This window comes from bacterium (genome assembly GCA_024228115.1).
Taxonomy (GTDB): domain Bacteria; phylum Myxococcota_A; class UBA9160; order UBA9160; family UBA6930.
In genome coordinates this window covers 1-19,308 of the sequence record JAAETT010000627.1, presented here as the reverse complement: position 1 = coordinate 19,308, position 19,308 = coordinate 1, and the positions used below count along the sequence as shown (strand labels likewise).

Genomic DNA, 19,308 nt, shown 5'->3' with positions numbered 1-19,308 from the left:
TGATCCTCGGGAAGCCAATCCCGAAGCGAGGGCGGCAGGAGAAGCGACTGGTCCGGCTCGTAGCGTCGAAAGTCTCGCGGCATGGCTCACTCTAGCGAGACTCACCCCTCAATGGCCCTCTGCCGCGCAGACTCCTAGGGGCTACTCCACCAGGCGCACCGGGATGCGCGTGAGGATGCCGACGATGGCGCTGGATACCTGGGCCTCGTCGCTCACCGGAATGATCTGGTCCGTGTCGCAGGCGAGATCCTCGAGTGTGCTCATGTCGGGGCTGCCCACGGCGATGGCCCAGACATCGATCCCTGCGTTGCACGCCGTCTCGCGCTGGTGGATCGCCGCGTCCAGGGGATCCCCGCTGGCACCTGCGCAGACCGTGTTGGGGGAACCGTCGGTCACAACGATCATCAGGGGGGCGGCCTCGTGATCGGCAGCCAGGGGCTGGAGTTCCTCTCGACCCCGCTTCATCCCGCCAGCTGTGCACGTGGCGCCGGTCAGTGCGAGGTCGTCGATGGCGGTCTGTACCGATCCCAGACCGGTCTCGAGATCGGTCAATCCGATCTCGACCGTCGCATCGGAACCGAAGCTCACCAGGCCGACACGATCTCCCGGCAGGTCGTGACCGTACATGGTGTCGATGACGGCGCTCAAGGCTCCCTGCGACGGCACGATGTCGCCCAGTGAGGTGCTCACGTCCTGCACGAGCATCACGTGGCGCTCGGGAATGAACGAGGTGGCGTAGGCGGTGAGCTCGGCAGTGGGCGAGCCTCCAATCAAGGTGACCAGCGGCGCAAACAGGAGAGGCACCGTGACGGCGTGCTCGACCCGGTGGGCCGGGACCCCTGACGCGGAACGACAGGGGCTTGAAGCATTGAAACTGCGCGCCGCGTGGTCCCAGCCGCCGCAGGTCGCTTCCGTTCCGGGATCGATCTGGTCCGGGATGAAGACGTCCAGGTCGACCTGCTCCGTGTACCCTCCGAAGCGGTCGGTAATGGCGGAAACTGCGCGAGCACTCACATATTCCTGCAGCGCGTAGCGGGTCGCGCTGAGCTGGGCAAACTGCATGGCGAGCACCAACATCCCGATCAGCGGGATGAGTGCGAACAAGACGAGGAGCATGGCGACTCCTCGCTCGCCCCGCCGCTCGTCGGCGGCGAAGACTCGGGTGGAGTGGATTCGGTGGGTCATGGTCTTTTCCTTTCCTGGTTCGCGTGGGTCGGGGGAGCCAGCCGCTCAGTTCTTCGCAAACATGTCGAACATCCGGATGGCTGCGGGCCCGAGAATCACCAGCAGGGTCGCTGGGAAGATGAACATGGCGGCCGGGATGATCATCTTGACCGCCGCCTTGTAGGCCATCTCCTCGGCGCGCTGAATACGCTCTCGGCGCATGCCCTCGGTGTGCACGCGCAGGGCATCGCCAACGCCCGTACCGAAGCGCTCGCTCTGGACGAGCATGGCGACCAAGGCACGAACCTCTTCGATTCCCACACGATCCGCGAAGGCTTCGAGGGCCTCCGCACTGGACTTGCCGGCCTGCATCTCGCGGGTCACGAGGCGCAACTCCTCGCAGAGCGGCGGATTCGTGCGCACCAGCTCCCGGGCAACCCGGCCCAAGGCGCCGGCCAGCGCCAGACCCGCTTCCAGGCAGACGAGCATCAGGTCGAGGGCGTCGGGGAGGCCGCGCCGAATGGCTGCCTGGCGGGCTTGGCGTTTCTGGTCGAGCCAGAGCCCGGGTCCCAGGTAGCCGAGCATGGCGAAGAGGATGCACGCAACCCAGCGCTGAGCCATGGGAATGCCGAGCACGGGACCGGCGAGAAGGGTCAGGGCCACCAGGGCCACGGGTGCCGCCAGGCGGCCGCCCAGAAAGAGGACCAGGGCGCGTTCGTCGCGATGTCCGGCCTGCACGAGCCGCGTGCGGGCCTCCGCCGAGTCGCCGCCAGTGGCACGAGCCAGGGGCCCGAGCCATCGCTCGAGCCGGTGGAGGAAGGACTCCCCAGCAGATCCGGTCTCCAGCTGGCCGCCATCGGCTCCGTGAAGGCGCAGCAGGCGGCGTTGCAGAGGGGATCGCCAGGCGAGGCCGGCGATGCCCAATGCGAGAAGGGAGCCCGTCAGGAAGGCGAGAAGAGAGAAGATCAACATGATGGTTCCTAGGCCTCCACCCGCGCCATGCGCCGGCACAACACGAAACCCACCGAGATCGAGGTGACCAGGGCACTGGCGAGCAGCCGGCCGCTCGCGTCCTGCCAGAGCAGGGATATGTAGGCGGGGTCGAAGAGGTAGATGATCCCTGCCAGGGTGAAGGGAAGGGCGGCCAGGATGTTTGCCGACATGCGGCTCTGGCTTGTCAGGGCGCGCACCTTGCCCGCAAAGAGCATGCGCTCGCGCACGACGTCGCCCATGTTGTCGAGGATCTCCGCCAGGTTCCCGCCGGTCTCCAGCTGCACGAGAACTGCAGTCGTGAAGACGGGCAGGTCGGTTGCGTCGAGGCGATCCTGCAGGTTGGCGATGGCGGTCCCGGTCTCCAGGCCCATCGAGATCTCCCGGGCCACCAGGGAGAACTCGGTGCCGACGGGATCGCCGAGGGAATCCCCCACCATCTGGAGCCCCGAGCTGAGTCCGTGACCGGCACGGAGGGCCCGGGAGAAGAGCGCCAGGGCCTGGGGGAACTGGTCATCGAAGGCCTGCATGCGTTGCGTCTTCTTCCGCCACACGATCGGCCACGGCACCCCACCGAGGGCGAGGAAGAGGGGCAGGCCGGTCATCAGGGAAACGACCGCCCCGACTACGAGGCCCAGCGCGGTCGCGATCAGGAAGTTGTTCAGGGAGATGGGTCTTCCCGCGCGATAGAGCATGAGGTCGATGCTCTGCAGGATCTTCACGCGCTGGGAAGCCTCCGAGAGAATCGAGCTCAGATCACTCTGCGTCTCGAGCAGGCTGGCTTCGTCGAGGGAGGCGCCCGTCGCGTGGCTCTCGCGCAGGGCTCGCCGAATGCGCTCGAGCGCGAGTCGACGGCGTTCCTCGGCTCGCCCTTGCACCGCGAGAACGGTACCCGCGACCAGCAGGAATACGGTCAGTCCGATCAGGATCGACAACATGGCCTCAGCCCTGCCCGGCGGCGTCGGACGCGGCCGGCTTGAAGAGGTCGTCCGGCAGCTCGATGCCCTCTTGCTCGAGCTTCTCGACGAACTTCGGACGCACCCCGGTCGGGACCAGCCGCGCCAGGACGGTGCCGTCCTCCGCAACGCCGTCGCGCTCCAGGGTGAAGATCTCCTGCATGGTGACCACTTCACCCTCGAGACCGACGATCTCCTGGACACTGGTGACCTTGCGGTTGCCATCGGAAAGGCGCTGCTGCTGGATGACGATGTCGACGGCCGATGCGATCTGCGCTCGTACCGCCTGCCGCGGCAGCTCGATGCCCGACATGGCGACCATGACTTCCAGCCGAGAGAGAGCATCCCTCGGTGTGTTGGCATGGACCGTGGTGAGGGAGCCGTCGTGGCCGGTGTTCATGGCCTGCAGCATGTCCAACGCCTCACCTGCCCGGCACTCGCCGACGATGATGCGGTCGGGCCGCATGCGCAGGGTGTTGACCAGCAATTCGCGCTGTCCGATCTGCCCGCGCCCCTCGAGGTTGGCCGGGCGCGTTTCGAGCCGCACGACGTGCTCCTGGCGGAGTTGCAGTTCGGCCGAGTCCTCGATGGTGACGATGCGCTGGTCCTCGGGGATGAAGCTGGAGAGGATGTTGAGCAGGGTGGTCTTGCCCGACCCCGTCCCACCTGACACGATGATGTTCAGGGCCAGCTGAACTGCGGCGCGGAGGGTGGCTACGAGTTCAGGCGTCATCGAGCCCAATCGGATCATGTCCTCGTGGTCGAGCGAGTCCGACGGGAAGCGCCGGATCGACATGGAGGGCCCGTCCAGCGCCAACGGTGCGATGATCGCGTTCACGCGCGAGCCATCTTCCAGTCGCGCGTCGACCATCGGATTCGATTCGTCGATGCGCCGGCCCATCTGGGAGACCACCCTTTCGATGATGCGCAGCAGGTGGGCGTCGTCGCGGAAGCGGGCCGAGGTCAACTCGAGCCGGCCCGCTCGCTCCACGTAGATCTGCTTCGGGCCATTGACGAGGATGTCGCAGACGCCGGGCTCTCGGAGCAAGGGCTCGATGGGGCCGAGTCCGAACACCTCGTCCTTGATCTCACGCAGCAGGCGCTGCCGCTCGTCCTTGGTGAGCGCCACACCCTCCTCGGTGAGGATCTTCTGCGTCGCGGCCACGACCTCGTCGCCGTTCGACTCTTCGGTCATCTCGTCCGCGCGAGCCAGATCGAGCACCTCGAAGAGCCGGCTGTGGATGCGGAACTTGAGTTCCTGCATCTTGTCGTCCTTGCGCGGCGGCTTCTGGGCGCGCCTCTGCTCGAGCGAGATGGGAGCCGCCTGGGCGCGCGGCGCGGACTTCGCCGGAGCCTTGGAGACGGACTTCGGAGCCGGCTCTGTCTTCGCATCGGGCAAGCTGGATGCGGCCTTCGAGGCGACAGCCGCGGGCGCCGCCGTCACGGCTCCGGTGCTCGCCATCGGGGTCTGCTTCTTCAGGCGTTGGCTAAGCGACATCGGAGTTCCTCCAGGAGCTTGCGCGCGCGGCCCAGCAGGTCGCCCGACGCGGGTTTCGGATCATCTTTCTTGGCGGTCTCGCCGCGCAGTGCCTCGCACAGGGCTTCCATCGCGTCGGCGATCGCGCCCCGCGAGCCCCGGACCGAGTGGGGACAACCCTTCTCGACGCTCGCGACGAATGCAGGGTCACTGGGAATGGAGGCAACGGGCGCCAGCCCCGCGCTGGCCATCCCGTCGGTCGAGAAGAGTTCGCCGCTGCGTGCGTGGTTCACGACCAGCTGGATCCGATCCTCGGAGACTCCGAGCTCCGCGAGCAGGGCCAGGTGCTGGCGTGCCCGGGCGACGGATGCGAGCTCGGGGGTCGTGACCAGGATGATCTGGTCGGCCCAATCGAGAGCCTGCAGGGACACCTCATCGGTCAAGCGGGGCAGGTCGACGACGACCCAGTCGAAGGCTTCGCGGAGCAATCGGCAGGTCTTCTCGAGGTGCGTCGAGCCGATTCCCTCGGCTTCCTCGGGATCCACAGGTCCGGCCACGAGGTGGATTCCGGAAGCAGCGTGGGCCGTGGCCACCGTCTCGAGGAAGCCCATGTCGAGTTCGTCCCCGCGCGCAGCCGCGTCCGCCATGGTGTGGTTCGGTTCGACGTCGAGGTGCAGGGCCAAGTCGCCGAAGTACGCCTTGCCCTCGACCAGCGCAACACGCGCTTCGCTGCGAGCCAGGCTCGCTGCGGTTTCACAGGCGACCGTGGTCGTCCCGACACCGCCCTTCGCGCCGAGCACCGCCACGATGCAGCCGCCCGCCGGGGGAGCCGCCGCTGCCTCGGCACGCAGCCGCGCCGCGACCCGGTCGAGTTCCTCGTCGAGGACATGGTGGGGGAAGTAGGCGCGAGCGCCGGTGCGCATGGCGCGCAGGATCAGCTCCGGACTCTCGGGGCCACCGGTCAGGATGGCGGGCCGGGGTTCGGCGTGGGTCTCCATCCAGTCGAGGATCATCTCGGGGCCCGCATTCAGATCCAGGTAGAGGGCCAGGGCCGGGGTTCGGCGCAGCAGGCTCTCCAGCTCCTCGAGTTTCTCGACCGGGGCGAGCGGGCGCAGCACACCCGTCTCCGAGAGGCGCGCGGTGATGGCCTCCCGACGGGCGGGATCCCTGGAAAGGACGGCGATGGGTAGCTTGGTGTTCATGACGGTTTCTCCTCGATGGGCCCGGCCTATTGGCGGAGCTGCTCCGCGATGGTGGCCCGCTCCACGCGGCCGTCCTGCACCGATGTGCTGCGGCGCTCGTGGTAGCTGGTCGTGACGTGGTCGGCGCTGGTCGCCGAGAGTCCCTCGACGGGGGCCGCGTCGGAGCCGGCCTCCGGGTTGGCGATCTGGTTCTGGGTGAGGGTCCGGTAGGACTCCCCCCAGTGCTGGTCGAGGTGGCTGGCGCAACCGACGGACAGGCCGCAGGCGAGCCCGAGCATGGCGAGTTGGCGAAGAATCATCTCACTCTTCCTCCTGGCCGGGATCGGCCGTGGGGTTGGGATGGGCGTGGGAGGCGACGGCCTCGTCACGACCGAGCACGAAGAACTCGGTATCGCTCGGGTCCTGGTAGGAATCCGTCGGCAGCAGGTGCTCACCGGGATCCAGCGGCTTCACCAGCCGGGGAGTGACGATGATCATCAGCTCCGTCTCGGACTTCTGGTAATCCTGGCTGCGGAACAGCGCACCGAGGACCGGCACGTCGCCGAGCCAGGGAACCTTGCGGGCCATGTTCCGCGTGCGGTCCTGCAGGAGCCCCGCGATCACGAAGCTCTGACTGTCGGAGAGCTCGACCGATGTCGAAACCCGGCGAGTCGTGAACCCCGGCACGGCCGTCCCCAGGACCTCGACCCCGATCGTCGGATCCGGCTCGCTGACCTCGGAAGTGACCTCGAGGTGGATGCGATCACTGGAGAGCACCGTGGGGACGAAGTCCACACCGACACCGAACTGCTTGAATTCTATGCTGACCTGCCCGAAGGTGCCGCCAGGCACCGGCACGGGGACCTCTCCACCGGCCAGGAAGCTGGCACGCTCGCCGCTCCGCGCCACCAGGGTGGGCTCGGCGAGGATCTTGGCCAACCCCTGCTCCTTGGCGAAGCGCAGGAAGCTGTCTACGGTCGAACCGCCACCACTCGTGTAGCTGCCGAAGAGGTCGGCGCCGTCGTTGCCGGACAGTCCGTTCGAGATCAGGCCGTCGGGTGCGAGAGCCGCGCCACCGCCCAGAAGGCTGCCGAACACGAAGCTCTGGGCGCCCGCCTGGATCGCTGCGCGGTAGTTGACCTCGAGCTCACGGCCGAGGCTCTTGTCCATCTCGGCCAGCTTCACCTCCAGCATCACCTGGTGGTTCCCGGCCACGTCGATCAGGTTCACGACCCCGCGCCCCTCGGAGACGCTCATGAAGGCCTTCGCGAGTTGCTCCGCGCGGTCGCGATCCTCGAGGCGTGCGACCGTGCCACGCAGCACGATTGTGTCGGGTCCGGCCATCTCGACCCAGATCTCGTGGCTGCCGATCAGCTCGCGGATCTTGATCTCCACCTGGCTGCGGGTCGAGCCGACGAACACGTCGACGGCGGCCTGCAGGGTGCCCCGGTCGTCCCAGAGCAGGAGGTTGGTGCTGCCGGGGGCCAACGCGACGACCTGGAGGGTTCGCGCGTCCGTCATGACCAGGTTCGCGATGTTGGGGTCCGCAACGGCGACCCGCTCGAGGTCGAAATCCGCCTCGAGAACGATCGACTTGCCCCGTTCGAGCTCCACTCTCGGGAGTAGATCCGTCGGCTGCCCGGCGGGGATGTGGATGGAGCGGCGTCCGTTGGCGACCAGTTCGACGGGCGTCGGCGCGCTGCCGACGTAGCCGTTCTCGACCAATGCATGCACCGCCGGGACCGCGAGTCCGAGGGCGACGGCCCCTGCCAGCAGCCAGGTCAGGGACCTGCGTCCGGACTGGGCCAGGATTCGTTGGAAAGCTGCCATGACTAGAACCTCACCTCGTGTACGTCGGTGCCCAGGATCATCTGGACGCCGCGAGCGTTTTCTTCCTCATCACCCTGACCGCGCAGGGCGAGCTTGATGCGGCCGCCGTGTTCGGCGTTGGCCAGGTTGGCAATCTGCCCGGACGCGACTTCGAGGGTCACGACCTTGATCTCCTCCTCCGGGCCACCGCCGTTGCGCACGAGGCGCTCATCGACGGCCAGGACCCGGACGTTCTCGAGCACGGGGCGGGTCTGGTTGGTATGGACCCGCGCCTCGCCGTTGCCGCTGCTGCGCTTGCTCGTCGCCAGGACGTCGACGTGGGAGCCGGGCTGCAGGAAGCCCGCAATACCGATCACCTCGTCCACCTTGATCGAGACGGCCCGCATCTGGGCCCCGATCACAGCGTCGAGACCCGCGGCCTTGCCCGTCGGGAGCAGGGACGATTCGAGAATCGGCTCGCCGGGCGCGATGGTGCGCGCCAGGACCCGACCCTGTAGGGCGCCTGCGTTCGCCAGGACGCCTTCCGGCGCGAATTCCTTCGGCCACTGGGTCACCCGGGTCGGGGCGCCGGCGGAATCCGAACCCAGCGGGATCTCTTCCGCAGCGGTCAGGACGGGCACGGTCGTCACGGGCTCGGCGCGTTCCTCGAGCACGCTTCGTGCGATGCTGGTCGTCGCGAGCCCGCAGAGGGCGGCGAGGCCCAGGAAGATCTTGGCTTTACGATCCATGGTTTCCTCCTCCGGAAATCAATTGAAGTCACGTCTTATGTCGCTCACGACGACCGGCAGGTTCATGGGAAAGGAACCCTCGGCCAGGAAGTTCGAGAGCAGGCGCATGCGGTGCTCGAAGGCCACCTGGACGACGACCAGCTTCTGGCTGTCATCGCCGCACAGGTTCGCGACGCCGCGCGGATAGGTGATGACCGGAGCCGTCACGAGATCGGCCGGCAGGTTGGCACCTTCCAAGGTCAGCAACACGGCGGTCTCGACGCGGTTCTGGATCGTCGCGTCACAATCCGGGTCGAAGACCCTCGCCTCGTCCGCGGCCACGCTCACGGCGTTGCGAGCGGCGAAGTAGGACTGGAAGTAGAAGCTGAACTCGATGGTCGCGAACATGAGCAGCAGCAGGATGGGAATCGTCATGGCGGCCTCCACCATCACGCTGCCGCGCTCGGATCGGCGAGCGCATCGGTTTCGGAGTTCGTGGTTCAGAGAGTCCATGGATTCCCCCATTGCTGGTTGGCGGCGAACCCCAGCACGATGGCCAGGGCGAAGGGAAGGCCCGGAGCGCGCGAAGCGGTTCCGGAAGAAACGGATGAGGAGGCGCGATCGACCAGCCAGGCCAGGCCCGAAACCAGTCCGCCGGCGAAAGCCGTCCACGTGAGGAGGCCAGGCATGGCCGAGGCACCGAGAACGGCGCCGAGGACCATGACGGCCTTGACGTCGCCGGCGCCGAGCCAGCGAAGCGCGAAGAACGGAAACAGGATCCCGAGGCCGACGGCCGCGCCCCCCAAGGCGGAGAGCGCGCCGTCGACCCCGGTCACCCAGGAGGAATACGCCAACGCCAGAACGAGGCCCGGGCCTGTCAGGCGGTTGGAAATGCGAAGCTCACGGAGATCTTGCTCCGTGATCAGCAGCAAGAAAGCGCTCGTCCCCGTGGCGAGCGGCGCCGCGAGGCTGCCGCCCGTCACGAGCAGGGAGGTCCCGAGCAGCGCGGCTGCCCGGGACGAATCCCCGATCGCGATCGGCAAGGGTCTCACGGGCCTTCCCTGCCTACAGCTACGGCGTGATGTGACCGGCAACGGTGTCGATCACGTTGCCGATGTTGGTGCCGAGAGTGGACCAAGCGCCGAAGGCGACCAGCACGCACACGGCGCAGATCATTCCGTACTCGACGAAGGTGACTCCGTCTTCTTCCCGCACGAAGCGGCGAATCGTCTCGATCATGTCTGTTTCTCCTTTGGTCCGGCTCGTTTCTGAGCTCGGGGGTTACTGTTTCGTCGTTGCACATGGGTGAGGGGTTCAAGGCTTCGGTTCGCTTTTCGTCTCCAATCCAGCGCCGAAAGGGGATGCACCCTTCGAACGGGGGTGCCGCTGCCGATCCGTCAGAAGAGGACCGGGCGCGGCGGCTCTCGCGCGACGACCAGGGGTCGCGAGGAAAGCGCTGGTGACCCGATGTGGGGACCGACTCAGCGTGCGAGGCGGAGCCGGAGCGAGCGAAGCCCGATCAGGGCTCGCGTCCGAAAGTGGCCTGCGGCAAAGCCAGCCAGCAACAGGAGAACCGCAGGGCCGAGGGTCTGGAGGGCACCCGGGAGCCAGGTTGGCCCGGCCCGGCTGGTGGAGACGCGGACGACCTGGGGGAAGCGGCGTAGTCGGCTGGCCTCGGCGCCCTCGACGCCGAGATGCACGAGGTGCGGGGCTCCGTCGAGATCGGCCTCGAATCGGAGGCGATAGCCCACCCGCTGCGGGGCCAGGAGGCCTGCCGGAGACGCGCCGATCTTGTCGAGGTCGCGCAGGGTGCCGCCTGTCATCGCAGCGAGCTGCACGAGGTCCGGGCGGCCTTGGCTTCCTCGCCCGATGTAGGTCACCGGGAGGATGGCCACCTGGGCACGCTCTTCGGTGGCGCCTGCCGCGGCGACGAGTTCAGGGGGCTGGAGCCCACTGCCGTTGTCACGCCCATCGGAAAAAAGGATGACGGGGCCACCACTGCCTGCCTCGCGTAGGAGTTCGATGGAACGGGCGACGCCATCCCAGACGACCGTGGACAAGGCCTGGTCGTCGATCTCGAGGGCGGCCAATCGCGCACGCAGATCGCCGCGGCCGGTCCTGAGGTCCGCCAGGACCTGCACGGCATTCGAGAACGTGACGACGGCGACCCGATCCGCGCGCCCCAGGCTGTCGACGAGGGCAAGGGCCGTCTCGCGAACCGTCTCCAGGGGTCGGCCCATCATGGTCCGGCTGGTATCGATGGCGATCACAGCATTGATCGGGAGGTGTTCCGTGGCCGAGAGCTGGCCTCGTGCAGCGGCGGGGAGCTCGGCTTCGTCGAGCCGCAGCGAGACATCGATCGAGCGGAGATCGCGAACGGGGCTGCCGCCCGCGTCGAGGGCCCGAAACTGGACTTCGATGCCCCCGGGGCCTTGCGGCGCGGCGTCGATGGCGTCGATCCGGATTTCGGAGACAGGACGCAGATCGAGGCCCGGCGCGGTGGCCGGAAAAGCCAGAAACGCGGCCAGAGCCCCGGCGATCCTGGCGGCCCGCTTCCAATTCGGCTTCGTCGCTCCCATCGGCGGCTTCATCGCCCCCATCGGTGCTCCCTTCGTGTGGCCGCATCGAGGGTGTCGGCTGGCTTCATGAGAGCTGGGTCGTCGAATTGGGAGCCGGGGTTCAACCTGCCTCCATCAGGGCCTCCCGCAGCCCAAACTCTCCGGCCAGAGCGGCGGCGAGGAAGCGCGCCACGTAGCGGGTCGTCTCTTCTGCCAGGAGCCCCCGCTCGACCAGGTGCCAGTAGGAGCGGTGCTCGAAGGGGTCGTCGAGCTCGCGGAGGGCTCTGCGGACCCGATTCGGCCCGGCGTTGTAGCCCGCCAGGACCAGGAAGAGCGAATCGCCGCCGAACTCCAGAGCCAGGTCCTGAAGGTAGGAGGCCGCCGCCTGCGTCGAACGTTCTGGATCCAGGCGATCGTCCCGCTCGGCCGTCACGACCAGCCCGTAGTCGCCTGCCGTACCGCGGGTGAACTGCCAAAGGCCGGCGGCGCCGACGACGCTACGAGCATCGTCGACGTAGCCACTCTCGATCAGCGCGAGGTAGTGCAGGAGGGGAGGAAGCCGCTTGCGTTCGAGCTCGCGCTTCATCATCGGAACGAGCAGCCCACCCCGGGGTAGAGCGCGCTCGAGAAAGGCCCGCTCCCGCTCCAGGGTCTCAGCGACCTGCCGCGTCAGTGCCGCTGGCGCCGGGGCGCTCTGGCGCAGCTCGACCAGCAACCAGGCCAGACCGGCCGCGAGGCACGGGTCGACCTGGGAGCCCTCCGTTTCGCGCCAGTCGATCTGACAGGCGGGTCTGCCGAGGCTGGCCTCGGCCACGGAGAGGGCCTGGAAGCGCTTGCGCAGCTCAGATCCCTCCTCGATGCGCGCCTCGATCCGTTCGAGGCCGGTCTCGAGAGCGAGTGCCCGTTCGACATCATCGAGCAGCCCCGCGCGAAACAAGACGGCGACCGCCGAGCGCAGCCGGGCCTGTCCCTCGGTTGGGCGTCCGGCGTCGAGTTCGGCGAGCCCGCTCCTCGCGAGCGCCTCCGCTTCCGCCCATGCCGCCGCATCGGCCTCGAGCTCCGCGTTCCCACACCCCAGTGCGAGAAAGGCCAGCGCGACCACGCCGAGCCTGGCGCTGCGAGTCATTCGGTGACGCCTCTGACGCGAGCCATCAGCCGGTCGGAGGCAACTCGACCTCCGCCTCCGTGCTCGGCGTCACTTTTCTCCGCAGTCGTCCTTGGACTTCGACTCTCGACCCCTCCGGGTAGACATCGGTGACGCGGAAGCGGCCGATCACCTGCTTCCCCTCGACGACGTTGCCCGTCATGCCCACGCGCAGGCCATGCTGAGAGCCGCCAGCGATCTCCAGGGCGACGACGCCACCCCTCGTATCGACTTCGAGGAGGGCAAAGCGGCGCAGACGGAACGGGAGCAGTCGCACTTCGATTCGGTACGGAACGACGAGGTCCGGTTCTTCGCTCCACACGTGAATCAGGTAGGTGCCCGCTTCCACCGCCCGCTGCAGGCGGAGCCTTCCCCCTGGGCCTCGCGCGCGCAGGCGGGTCTCGTCCTGGAGGAGCGCGGCCTTGATCGGAGGTTTGACGCCACTGCCCTCGGAGGTCTCGGTCTCGATCGCGACCCGCAAGACTCCGCGGGTCTCGACCTCCGCGGCGAACCAGTCGGCGCAATCCCCCCGGCCCTCCCCGCGACAATGGAGGCGATCCTCGAGATCCTCCTCCAGACGGATCGTCCGGGCTCCGGCGGGCTCGGCGTCCCCGTCGCCCATCGGGAGCAGGCTGCATCCGGCGGCCAGGGCGATCAGGGCGCTGAGGGCGATCAACATCGAAGCTCGTACGGTCGCTCGAGGACCGACTCGTCCACTGCCTTCGCGCAGGAGGGCCGGTCGAAGACTCATGGGCGTTGCTCCTACACTCGGCATCCTACGCGATCGTGGCAGAACGTGGCCGGTGGCGCCTGCTTGCCTCGAGATCAGGCGGACTCGGCCTTCTGTCCCTTGTACCAGGAACCAATGGCACGCCGGGAGGGATTCGAACCCCCGACCCCCATATTCGAAGCCTGGCCCAAGAAGAAGAAGTGACGGGGACTTACGTCTCGGTGCTCTGCAGGGGCGTGCAATAGGGTGCAGGGAGGTGTCGTTTCGACGGCACCAGATTCGCGGACGGCACTGGACGGCGCCTCTCGGGAGGGCCTCCCGAGGAGCGCAGGCTCGAGGGATCTTCTAGCGTGAAGACAGCGCTGGTTGCCAGCCGAGAGGAGCCCGCGTGCCCACGCCCTACGATCTCTACTACTGGCCCAACATCCCCGGGCGCGGCGAGTTCATCCGGCTCGTCCTGGAGGAGGCTGCGACGCCCTACCGCGACGTCGGCCGGCTGCCGGCGGAGCAGGGTGGAGGCGTCGAGGCCGTGGTGGCGTTCTGGGCTGGTAAGCGGGAGGGGCACCCCATCTTTGCGCCGCCGGTTCTGAAACAGGGCGAACTGGTGCTCTCCCAGACGGCAGCGATCTGTCACTTCCTCGGCCGCCTTCACGATCTCGTGCCTCGAGACGAAGCGGGCCAGGCGCAGGCACTGGCGCTTCAGCTCACGATTGCCGACCTCGTGGTGGAGGCACACGACACCCATCATCCCATCAGCGCCTGGCTCTACTACGAGGACCAGCAGGCCGAGGCACGGCGGCGCGCGCCACACTTCGTCAGCGAGCGGCTGCCGCGTTTCCTCCAGTACTTCGAGCGCGTGCTGCGTAACAACGGCGGCGAAGTCTTGGTGGGAGAGAGCATCTCACACGCCGACCTCGGGCTCTTCCAGGCACTCGAAGGTGTTGCCTACGCATTTCCCCGTGGCTTCGCGCTCGCGAGCGAGGCGACACCGGGCGTGCTCGCGCTGCGCGAGCGGGTGCGGGGGCGGCGGCGCATCGCTGCCTACCTGGCGTCGGAACGAAGGATGCCCTTCAACCAGGAGGGCATCTTTCGGTGTTACCCGGAGCTCGACGCGGACTGAGCGCCCCCGCAAAGGCACTTTCCCTCGGCCCGGTGACGTGTATCGCGGGCGGAAACCCGGTCAGGCCGCCCTGCCGAGCACTTTCACGAGAGGTGTCCCCACGGACCCCGATGTGTACTCGATACCCAGCTAGGCCGAGATCGTCGGTGCAATGTCGGTCGGGGAAACGTGTCGCGAAACGTCCCGGAGCTTGAGCCGAGCGCCCGGAGACGCAACCCCGCGGAGTCGCTGGCACGCCGGGAGGGATTCGAACCCAGCCCCCAGGTTCGAAGCCCGGTGCTCTCGGAGGCGTCGCCCGGCGTGCGGGCAGGGCGATTCCGGCCCCCATCGCCCAGGTGCGGCCCCGGAGCCCATCGTATCCGGTCCCCATTCCGGTCCCGGCTGTCAGACGCCCAACGAAGAGCCCCCGGAACCCTGAGGGATTCCGAGGGCCTACGTGGTAGCGGGGACCCGCTTCGGAACGCTCCTACGGCTGCCGCGGGCCGCATAGGCCACTGGCGACCGCAACCATCTGCCAGGCCCCGAGGCCGATCGGATGGGAACCGGCACCCCGGGCTTCGCGGTCGGCGGGAGCCGAAGCCCGCCCCGGGCTGGAGGCGGGCGCCGACCCGAGGGAATAGATTCTGCGCCCCGTGCCCCTGTCGATCTTCCTCCCGGAAGGCAGCCGAAGAGTCGTCTTCGATGCCAAGGGCCCCGTCGGAGGCGAGGACCTCTTAGCGGTCCACAGCAGCTTCCTCGAGACGCAGAGGGACGAGGTCCGGCGCTGCCGCGGCTGGCTCGTGGACTTCTCCAAAGCCGAGACCGGCGACGTGGAGAGCGCGCACGTGCGTCGGCTGGCCGAGCTCGCCCGGGACACGTCCGAGTGGGTTCCCCGACTGGCGGTGGCGTTCGTCGCTCCTGCAGACCTGGACTTCGGTTACGCCCGGATGTGGGAGGCCCTGGCCGACGAGACCGGCTGGGATGTCCGGGTCTTCCGGACCTCGACCCAGGCCACGAGCTGGCTGGACGAGGTTGCGAGTTATTCCTGAGTCCGGGGGATGGAGCTGACGGGGTCCGCGATGCCAGGAGCAACCACCGGGGAGCTGGCGTAGGATCTCGCGGGCCATCGAAGGCAGGGCATTCGGTCCGACGCCGGCCCACGAGAAGTTGGCGGAGCCGCACGGCCCGGGGCTTCTCCGTCGAAACCGCACGCCAATGGACACTCGCACCTGCACACCCGATGATCTGCATCGCCTCGCGGCGCTGTGTGCCGAACAGCTCGACCTCCAGCGCTCGCTCGACGCAGAGCGGCCGGTCGCGCCGGGTCTCGACATGCTGGAGTATCTCTCGGGGAGGTGCGCGCGCCCCCACGGTGCCATCCTCGTTGCGAGCGAGGCGAACGAGCTCCTCGGCTACGTCGACATCGGCATTGTCGGAACTCCGCCGCGCTCCCTGAGGAGCAGGACCAGAGCAGCGATCTCGCGAATGCTCGGAAGACCGCGTGGCTCTTCGTCGCTCTTCGCGGACGTCCCGAAAGGCTTCATCTACGATCTCTTCATCGCCGAACCGTTCCGACATTCCGAGCTGCGCGTCGGGGCCGCGCTGGTTCGCGCGAGCTTCCAGTGGTTCGAGAGCAGGGGTGTCGACTCGGTCGAGGCGACGGTTGCGGTCGAGAACGATTCTGCGCGCCGCTTCTTCGAGAAGCTGGGATTCGTCGCGACCCGGATCCTGCTCCGAAGCAGCCTGACCTGAAATGATGCTCTACGTTCGATTGCTCGCCGGTCTCGCCGCGTACCTGGGCGGGCTCTCCGCACTGGCATGTGCGTTTGGATCTCCGAGCTGGCGTGCGCTCTTTCTCGCGACGACGGCCCTTCTGATTCCGGTGCTGCTGCTGGCCCGCCGATCCACGGCGCACAGGCGATACCTGGCCTCGAGCTGCGCGGCCTATCTTCGAAGTCCGATCCTCTTCCTCCAGGATCTCGTCTATGCACTGGGACAGATCCTGCTACTCATCGCCGACCGCTCGTCGCGAGCCGGACTCGATGATTTGGAACAAGCCGTCGAGTACCACCTGCCCTTCGAAGGTGTCTGGTCCGTCGCCAACGGCGGGCCGGACCGTTCGCAGTCCCATTCTTGGAGCATCGTGAGCCAGCGCTACGCATATGATTTCAACGTGATCGCCGACGAGGGAACGAGCTACCGCCACGACGGAAGAGAGCTCGAGGACTTCCTCGCCTACGGTCGCGCGATTCTCGCACCCGCGCCTGGAGTGGTCGTTCGAGCGCGCGACGGCATGCGAGACTATCCGAAGACCGGAACGGGCTGGATCGATTGGCGCGCAGGGGACCCCCGCGGCAACCACGTGCTGATCCGCCACGCCCGTGGCGAGTACAGCGTGCTCGCCCACCTGCAGCCGGGAAGCGTCCGCGTCCGCGTGGGTGACGAAGTCCGCCGGGGGCAGCCGATGGGGTTTTGCGGGAACTCCGGTCACTCGACGCAGCCCCACCTTCACTTCCACGTCCAGGACCGCTCGAGCGCGATGCTCGCGAGAGGGCGACCCGTCCGGCTCAGTGGCTTCTCGGTCATCGAAGCGGACGGCCGTCGGCCCGTGGCACGAGGCTATCCCCGGCGTGGGCAGCGCGTCCAGCCGGACGAGGCAAAGGCCCCGTAGCGAGATCAGCCGCGCTCGCCCGGCTCGCCCACGGGCTCAACCAGATTCTCGGAAGCGAGCTGCGAGGCGAGCTCCAGCACGCTGTCCCGGGCCGTTTCCACGTCCACCTCGAAAAGCGACTCGATCTCACTCGCGATCTGACCCAGCTCGAGGCCGCGGCCCATCGCTCGCCAGATGCACACGCCCGTCCGATTCAGGCTGAAGTAGGTCTGGGTGCCCAGGTGAAGCAGGACCGCTTCGTCATCCTCGAGCTCGGTGAAGACGACGTCCGGGTGGGGCTTGAGCCTGCTATGGACCGTCAGCACGAGGCACCTCCCCCGCGCAGCTCCTGGAGCGGCAGCCATCGGATCAGTTTGCTCCACGGATGGGATTCGAGTCCCCGAAGCCAGCCGACCTTCTCGAAGGCCACGGAACAGTACCAGCACGGGAAGAAATCCGAGTCGCGCCAATCGCCGTCGCGCAGCCGTTGCTTCTTCTCCCGGTGGAAGTCTTCGTTGGCGCGAACGAGGCAATGGAAGGCCTCGACGAAGCCGGTCTCGTGGAGATCCGCGACGACGTCTGCCTGGCCCGCCCCTTCGCCGTGGCCCGACAGGTGACAGCACTTGCCGAGCCTGCCGTGGGCGTCGATGTTCACCTCCTGCATGTGAAGGGGGGCACACGGAAAGAGGTCGGTCGTGTGATGGCCCGGCGCGATCGCGACCGGCAGCTCGGAACGGTCTTGAAGCGACCAGATCTCGGCGTCAACGCGCTTGCTCTCCATTGGCGACAGATCCAGCCCCTTTGCGGTCGTGAGCGGCGAAGGCATCAGGTGGCCGAACCGCACGCCGCGACTTCCGAGCCGAGTGGCGCACTCCACCATGCGCTCGAGCTCGTGCTGATTGTGCGCGGTGACCGCCATGTTCATGCTGAAGGGGATGTCGCGCATGAAGCAGGTACTGATCGCTTGCATCACTCGCCGGAAGGAGCCGGCGCCCCGGAGCCGATCGTGGGTCGCCTCGGTTGCACCGTCGACGCTGAAGGTGACGGTGTCGAGCCGGTCGCGATGGGCGAGCAACGCCTGGAGCGTGCGCGAGAAGTGGGCGCCGTTGCTGACGCAGCCGAAACGATAGCCCGCGCTGCACGTCAACTCGATGACGCGGCCGAACTCGCGGTGGATCGTGGGCTCGCCTCCGGTGAAACTCACCACGTCGAAGCCCAGCGGCCTGGCCTCCTCCAGGATGCGCTCGAGAAGCTCGACCGACAGGTCGTCGCGTCCCCCGTGACGCCCGCTGAAACAGTGCCCGCAGCTTAGATTGCAGCGGTTCGTGAGCTCGATGACGATCTTGGCCATGCTCAGGAGCGTCCGAGTGCCATGAGCGCTCGTGGTGCAGCGTCCGGCGCGTCCAACACGTCGCTTCCCAGCTCGCAGCGCAGGCGGCGAGCCTGGCTGACGAGCTGGCGAAGGACGGTGAGGTGCTGCTCCGCCATCGAGCGCCCACTGAGCACCCCGGGACTCTGCTCGAGCAGCGACACCATCGCATCCGCCGCGTCGATCGGCTGGAGTTCGGTCGCCGATCGCCGCGAGATGCGGGCGAACAGGATCACCGAGGGCCGGCACTGCCGTACAGTGACGCCTGGAAAGAGCTCGTCGACATCGGCGAGCCTCTTTCCTCCCGCCAGCGCCGGCCCTTCTTCGACGGCACTCGCAAGCTCCGGAAAAATCGCCGCCGTCTGCGGAGTGCACGAAAGGCCGCCTCGCAGGGCAAGCGCATCGACGGCCGCGCCGGTTCGGCGCAGCACGAGCGTGTCGTCCGCCACCAATCGCCAGCCCTGGCGCAGCAGCGCGATGCTCAGGGTCGTCTTTCCCGCGCCCGAGGGCCCCACGAGCAGGAATCCGCGCCCGTCGTGGAACAGGCAGTTCGCGTGGAGCCCGAAACGGCCGAAGCGCCGAAGCAGCATCAAGAAGGCAAGCAGGAAGAACTCGCGTTGCACCGACAGCGAGTGAGCCCAAAGCCCCTCCGCGATCATGCCAGTCGCGCAAGCGGCCTCGAGATCCAGATCGAGCACGGAGCCACCGCACTCGAGCGAGTAGCCGCGGCGCGTCTGCCAGACGACCAGATCGCTCGAGCGCGACACCTCGGCCAGACGCTCGTCGGGACGGTCCGTGGCCGCGCATCGCCCGATGCGAATCCGAAGCTCCGCCGAGCCTTGCGCGTCGTCCTCCAGCTCGCCTGCAAACACCGCGAGAATCAGCTGCGCAACTCGCTCGGCGGTGCGTGGATCCTCGAACTCGAAGGCGACGCGGAGTCCGCAGAGCGAGAAGACGAGCCGCCTCACCTGCAGCCGGTGAGTCGGTCGTTGCATCATGAGCGCCTCGCCCGACCGCGCGCGCTCCGTCGCAGGCACTGGACGGTCGTGGCGCAGCAAGCGGCTGGAGCGGAGATGGGCCGCTCCATGAGAGCTCTACGGATAGAACGTACCGAAGAAGCCGGCGGTGACCTGACGGGCATCGCCCCGCTTGATGAGCTTCGGCCGCACGAAAGTCAATCGCGGCTCCACGAACGCCTCTCGCCGCTTGGACTCCGAGGCCTTGCGGCCGTCGTCCTTCGCATCACGCTTCTGCTGCCGGTCCGACATCGTTCTGCCTCCCCTGATCGCGCGGCGTCACACCCCGTTTCCACAACCTAGTCCCTTGTATCGACCAAAGGCGGAAGTGTTGTCATGCTAAGCACTGCGTCCCCCGCAGCCAATCGGTTCTCGCCGTGTCGCGGGCCGATTCATGGGGCCCGTATGTCGAAGAAGCGGTATCGGATTGACTTGAC

General features: G+C 67.6%; 22 protein-coding genes. 4 read left to right on the top strand and 18 right to left on the bottom strand.

Features of this window, described 5'->3' with window-relative positions:
* Positions 1 to 141: 141 nt before the first annotated feature.
* From GY937_26255 to GY937_26190, 14 genes are all read right to left on the bottom strand, one after another.
* Complete coding sequence (locus GY937_26255) at positions 142 to 1,185, bottom strand: VWA domain-containing protein (protein MCP5060218.1); 1,044 nt, start codon at positions 1,183 to 1,185, stop codon at positions 142 to 144.
* 45 nt (positions 1,186 to 1,230) lie between these two features.
* A complete protein-coding gene (locus GY937_26250) occupies positions 1,231 to 2,136 on the bottom strand; it encodes a type II secretion system F family protein (protein ID MCP5060217.1) in 906 nt (301 codons plus the stop codon).
* 8 nt (positions 2,137 to 2,144) lie between these two features.
* On the bottom strand, positions 2,145 to 3,092 hold the full coding sequence (locus tag GY937_26245) for a hypothetical protein (protein MCP5060216.1): 948 nt from the start codon (positions 3,090 to 3,092) through the stop codon (positions 2,145 to 2,147).
* A gap of 4 nt (positions 3,093 to 3,096) precedes the next feature.
* Positions 3,097 to 4,572 (bottom strand): CpaF family protein, encoded by a 1,476-nt coding sequence (locus tag GY937_26240; GenBank protein ID MCP5060215.1) that lies wholly within the window; start codon positions 4,570 to 4,572, stop codon positions 3,097 to 3,099.
* 14 nt (positions 4,573 to 4,586) lie between these two features.
* Positions 4,587 to 5,789 (bottom strand): AAA family ATPase, encoded by a 1,203-nt coding sequence (locus tag GY937_26235; GenBank protein ID MCP5060214.1) that lies wholly within the window; start codon positions 5,787 to 5,789, stop codon positions 4,587 to 4,589.
* 26 nt (positions 5,790 to 5,815) lie between these two features.
* Positions 5,816 to 6,088 carry a hypothetical protein gene (locus tag GY937_26230; protein MCP5060213.1) on the bottom strand — a complete coding sequence of 91 codons (273 nt, stop codon included), beginning with the start codon at positions 6,086 to 6,088 and terminating at the stop codon, positions 5,816 to 5,818.
* A 1-nt stretch (position 6,089) separates the two neighbouring features.
* The gene (locus GY937_26225; protein ID MCP5060212.1) at positions 6,090 to 7,598 is read right to left on the bottom strand and encodes a type II and III secretion system protein family protein; all 1,509 of its coding nucleotides are present in this window, start codon (positions 7,596 to 7,598) and stop codon (positions 6,090 to 6,092) included.
* A gap of 2 nt (positions 7,599 to 7,600) precedes the next feature.
* Complete coding sequence (gene cpaB, locus GY937_26220) at positions 7,601 to 8,326, bottom strand: Flp pilus assembly protein CpaB (protein MCP5060211.1); 726 nt, start codon at positions 8,324 to 8,326, stop codon at positions 7,601 to 7,603.
* An 18-nt stretch (positions 8,327 to 8,344) separates the two neighbouring features.
* Positions 8,345 to 8,818 carry a pilus assembly protein gene (locus GY937_26215; protein ID MCP5060210.1) on the bottom strand — a complete coding sequence of 158 codons (474 nt, stop codon included), beginning with the start codon at positions 8,816 to 8,818 and terminating at the stop codon, positions 8,345 to 8,347.
* The gene (locus tag GY937_26210) at positions 8,806 to 9,357 is read right to left on the bottom strand and encodes a prepilin peptidase (protein ID MCP5060209.1); all 552 of its coding nucleotides are present in this window, start codon (positions 9,355 to 9,357) and stop codon (positions 8,806 to 8,808) included. Before GY937_26210 ends, GY937_26215 begins: the two co-directional genes overlap by 13 nt.
* A gap of 19 nt (positions 9,358 to 9,376) precedes the next feature.
* Positions 9,377 to 9,544: a Flp family type IVb pilin gene (locus GY937_26205; protein MCP5060208.1), complete on the bottom strand. Its 168-nt coding sequence runs from the start codon at positions 9,542 to 9,544 to the stop codon at positions 9,377 to 9,379.
* Positions 9,545 to 9,786: 242 nt separating this feature from the next.
* A complete protein-coding gene (locus GY937_26200; GenBank protein ID MCP5060207.1) occupies positions 9,787 to 10,905 on the bottom strand; it encodes a VWA domain-containing protein in 1,119 nt (372 codons plus the stop codon).
* A gap of 79 nt (positions 10,906 to 10,984) precedes the next feature.
* A complete protein-coding gene (locus GY937_26195; GenBank protein MCP5060206.1) occupies positions 10,985 to 11,989 on the bottom strand; it encodes a lytic transglycosylase domain-containing protein in 1,005 nt (334 codons plus the stop codon).
* 25 nt (positions 11,990 to 12,014) lie between these two features.
* On the bottom strand, positions 12,015 to 12,758 hold the full coding sequence (locus GY937_26190) for a hypothetical protein (protein ID MCP5060205.1): 744 nt from the start codon (positions 12,756 to 12,758) through the stop codon (positions 12,015 to 12,017).
* Between the two features lie 367 nt (positions 12,759 to 13,125).
* Here GY937_26190 and GY937_26185 point away from each other — a divergent pair, with 367 nt between their 5' ends.
* The 4 genes from GY937_26185 to GY937_26170 all read left to right on the top strand — a co-directional run bounded on the left by GY937_26185 (position 13,126) and on the right by GY937_26170 (position 16,507).
* On the top strand, positions 13,126 to 13,857 hold the full coding sequence (locus GY937_26185) for a glutathione S-transferase (protein ID MCP5060204.1): 732 nt from the start codon (positions 13,126 to 13,128) through the stop codon (positions 13,855 to 13,857).
* Between the two features lie 632 nt (positions 13,858 to 14,489).
* Positions 14,490 to 14,885 carry a hypothetical protein gene (locus GY937_26180; protein MCP5060203.1) on the top strand — a complete coding sequence of 132 codons (396 nt, stop codon included), beginning with the start codon at positions 14,490 to 14,492 and terminating at the stop codon, positions 14,883 to 14,885.
* Positions 14,886 to 15,051: 166 nt separating this feature from the next.
* Entirely contained in the window at positions 15,052 to 15,588 is a 537-nt protein-coding gene (locus GY937_26175) for a GNAT family N-acetyltransferase (GenBank protein ID MCP5060202.1), read from the top strand.
* A gap of 1 nt (position 15,589) precedes the next feature.
* The gene (locus tag GY937_26170) at positions 15,590 to 16,507 is read left to right on the top strand and encodes a M23 family metallopeptidase (GenBank protein ID MCP5060201.1); all 918 of its coding nucleotides are present in this window, start codon (positions 15,590 to 15,592) and stop codon (positions 16,505 to 16,507) included.
* 5 nt (positions 16,508 to 16,512) lie between these two features.
* On the opposite strand, the gene GY937_26165 is transcribed toward GY937_26170, so the two are convergent.
* From GY937_26165 to GY937_26150, 4 genes are all read right to left on the bottom strand, one after another.
* Positions 16,513 to 16,812 (bottom strand): PqqD family protein, encoded by a 300-nt coding sequence (locus tag GY937_26165; GenBank protein ID MCP5060200.1) that lies wholly within the window; start codon positions 16,810 to 16,812, stop codon positions 16,513 to 16,515.
* Positions 16,806 to 17,837, bottom strand: a complete 1,032-nt coding sequence (locus tag GY937_26160) for a radical SAM protein (GenBank protein ID MCP5060199.1) — start codon at positions 17,835 to 17,837, stop codon at positions 16,806 to 16,808. Before GY937_26160 ends, GY937_26165 begins: the two co-directional genes overlap by 7 nt.
* Positions 17,838 to 17,839: 2 nt before the next feature.
* The gene (locus GY937_26155) at positions 17,840 to 18,853 is read right to left on the bottom strand and encodes a hypothetical protein (protein MCP5060198.1); all 1,014 of its coding nucleotides are present in this window, start codon (positions 18,851 to 18,853) and stop codon (positions 17,840 to 17,842) included.
* 96 nt (positions 18,854 to 18,949) lie between these two features.
* Complete coding sequence (locus GY937_26150) at positions 18,950 to 19,123, bottom strand: hypothetical protein (protein MCP5060197.1); 174 nt, start codon at positions 19,121 to 19,123, stop codon at positions 18,950 to 18,952.
* Positions 19,124 to 19,308: the final 185 nt, after the last annotated feature.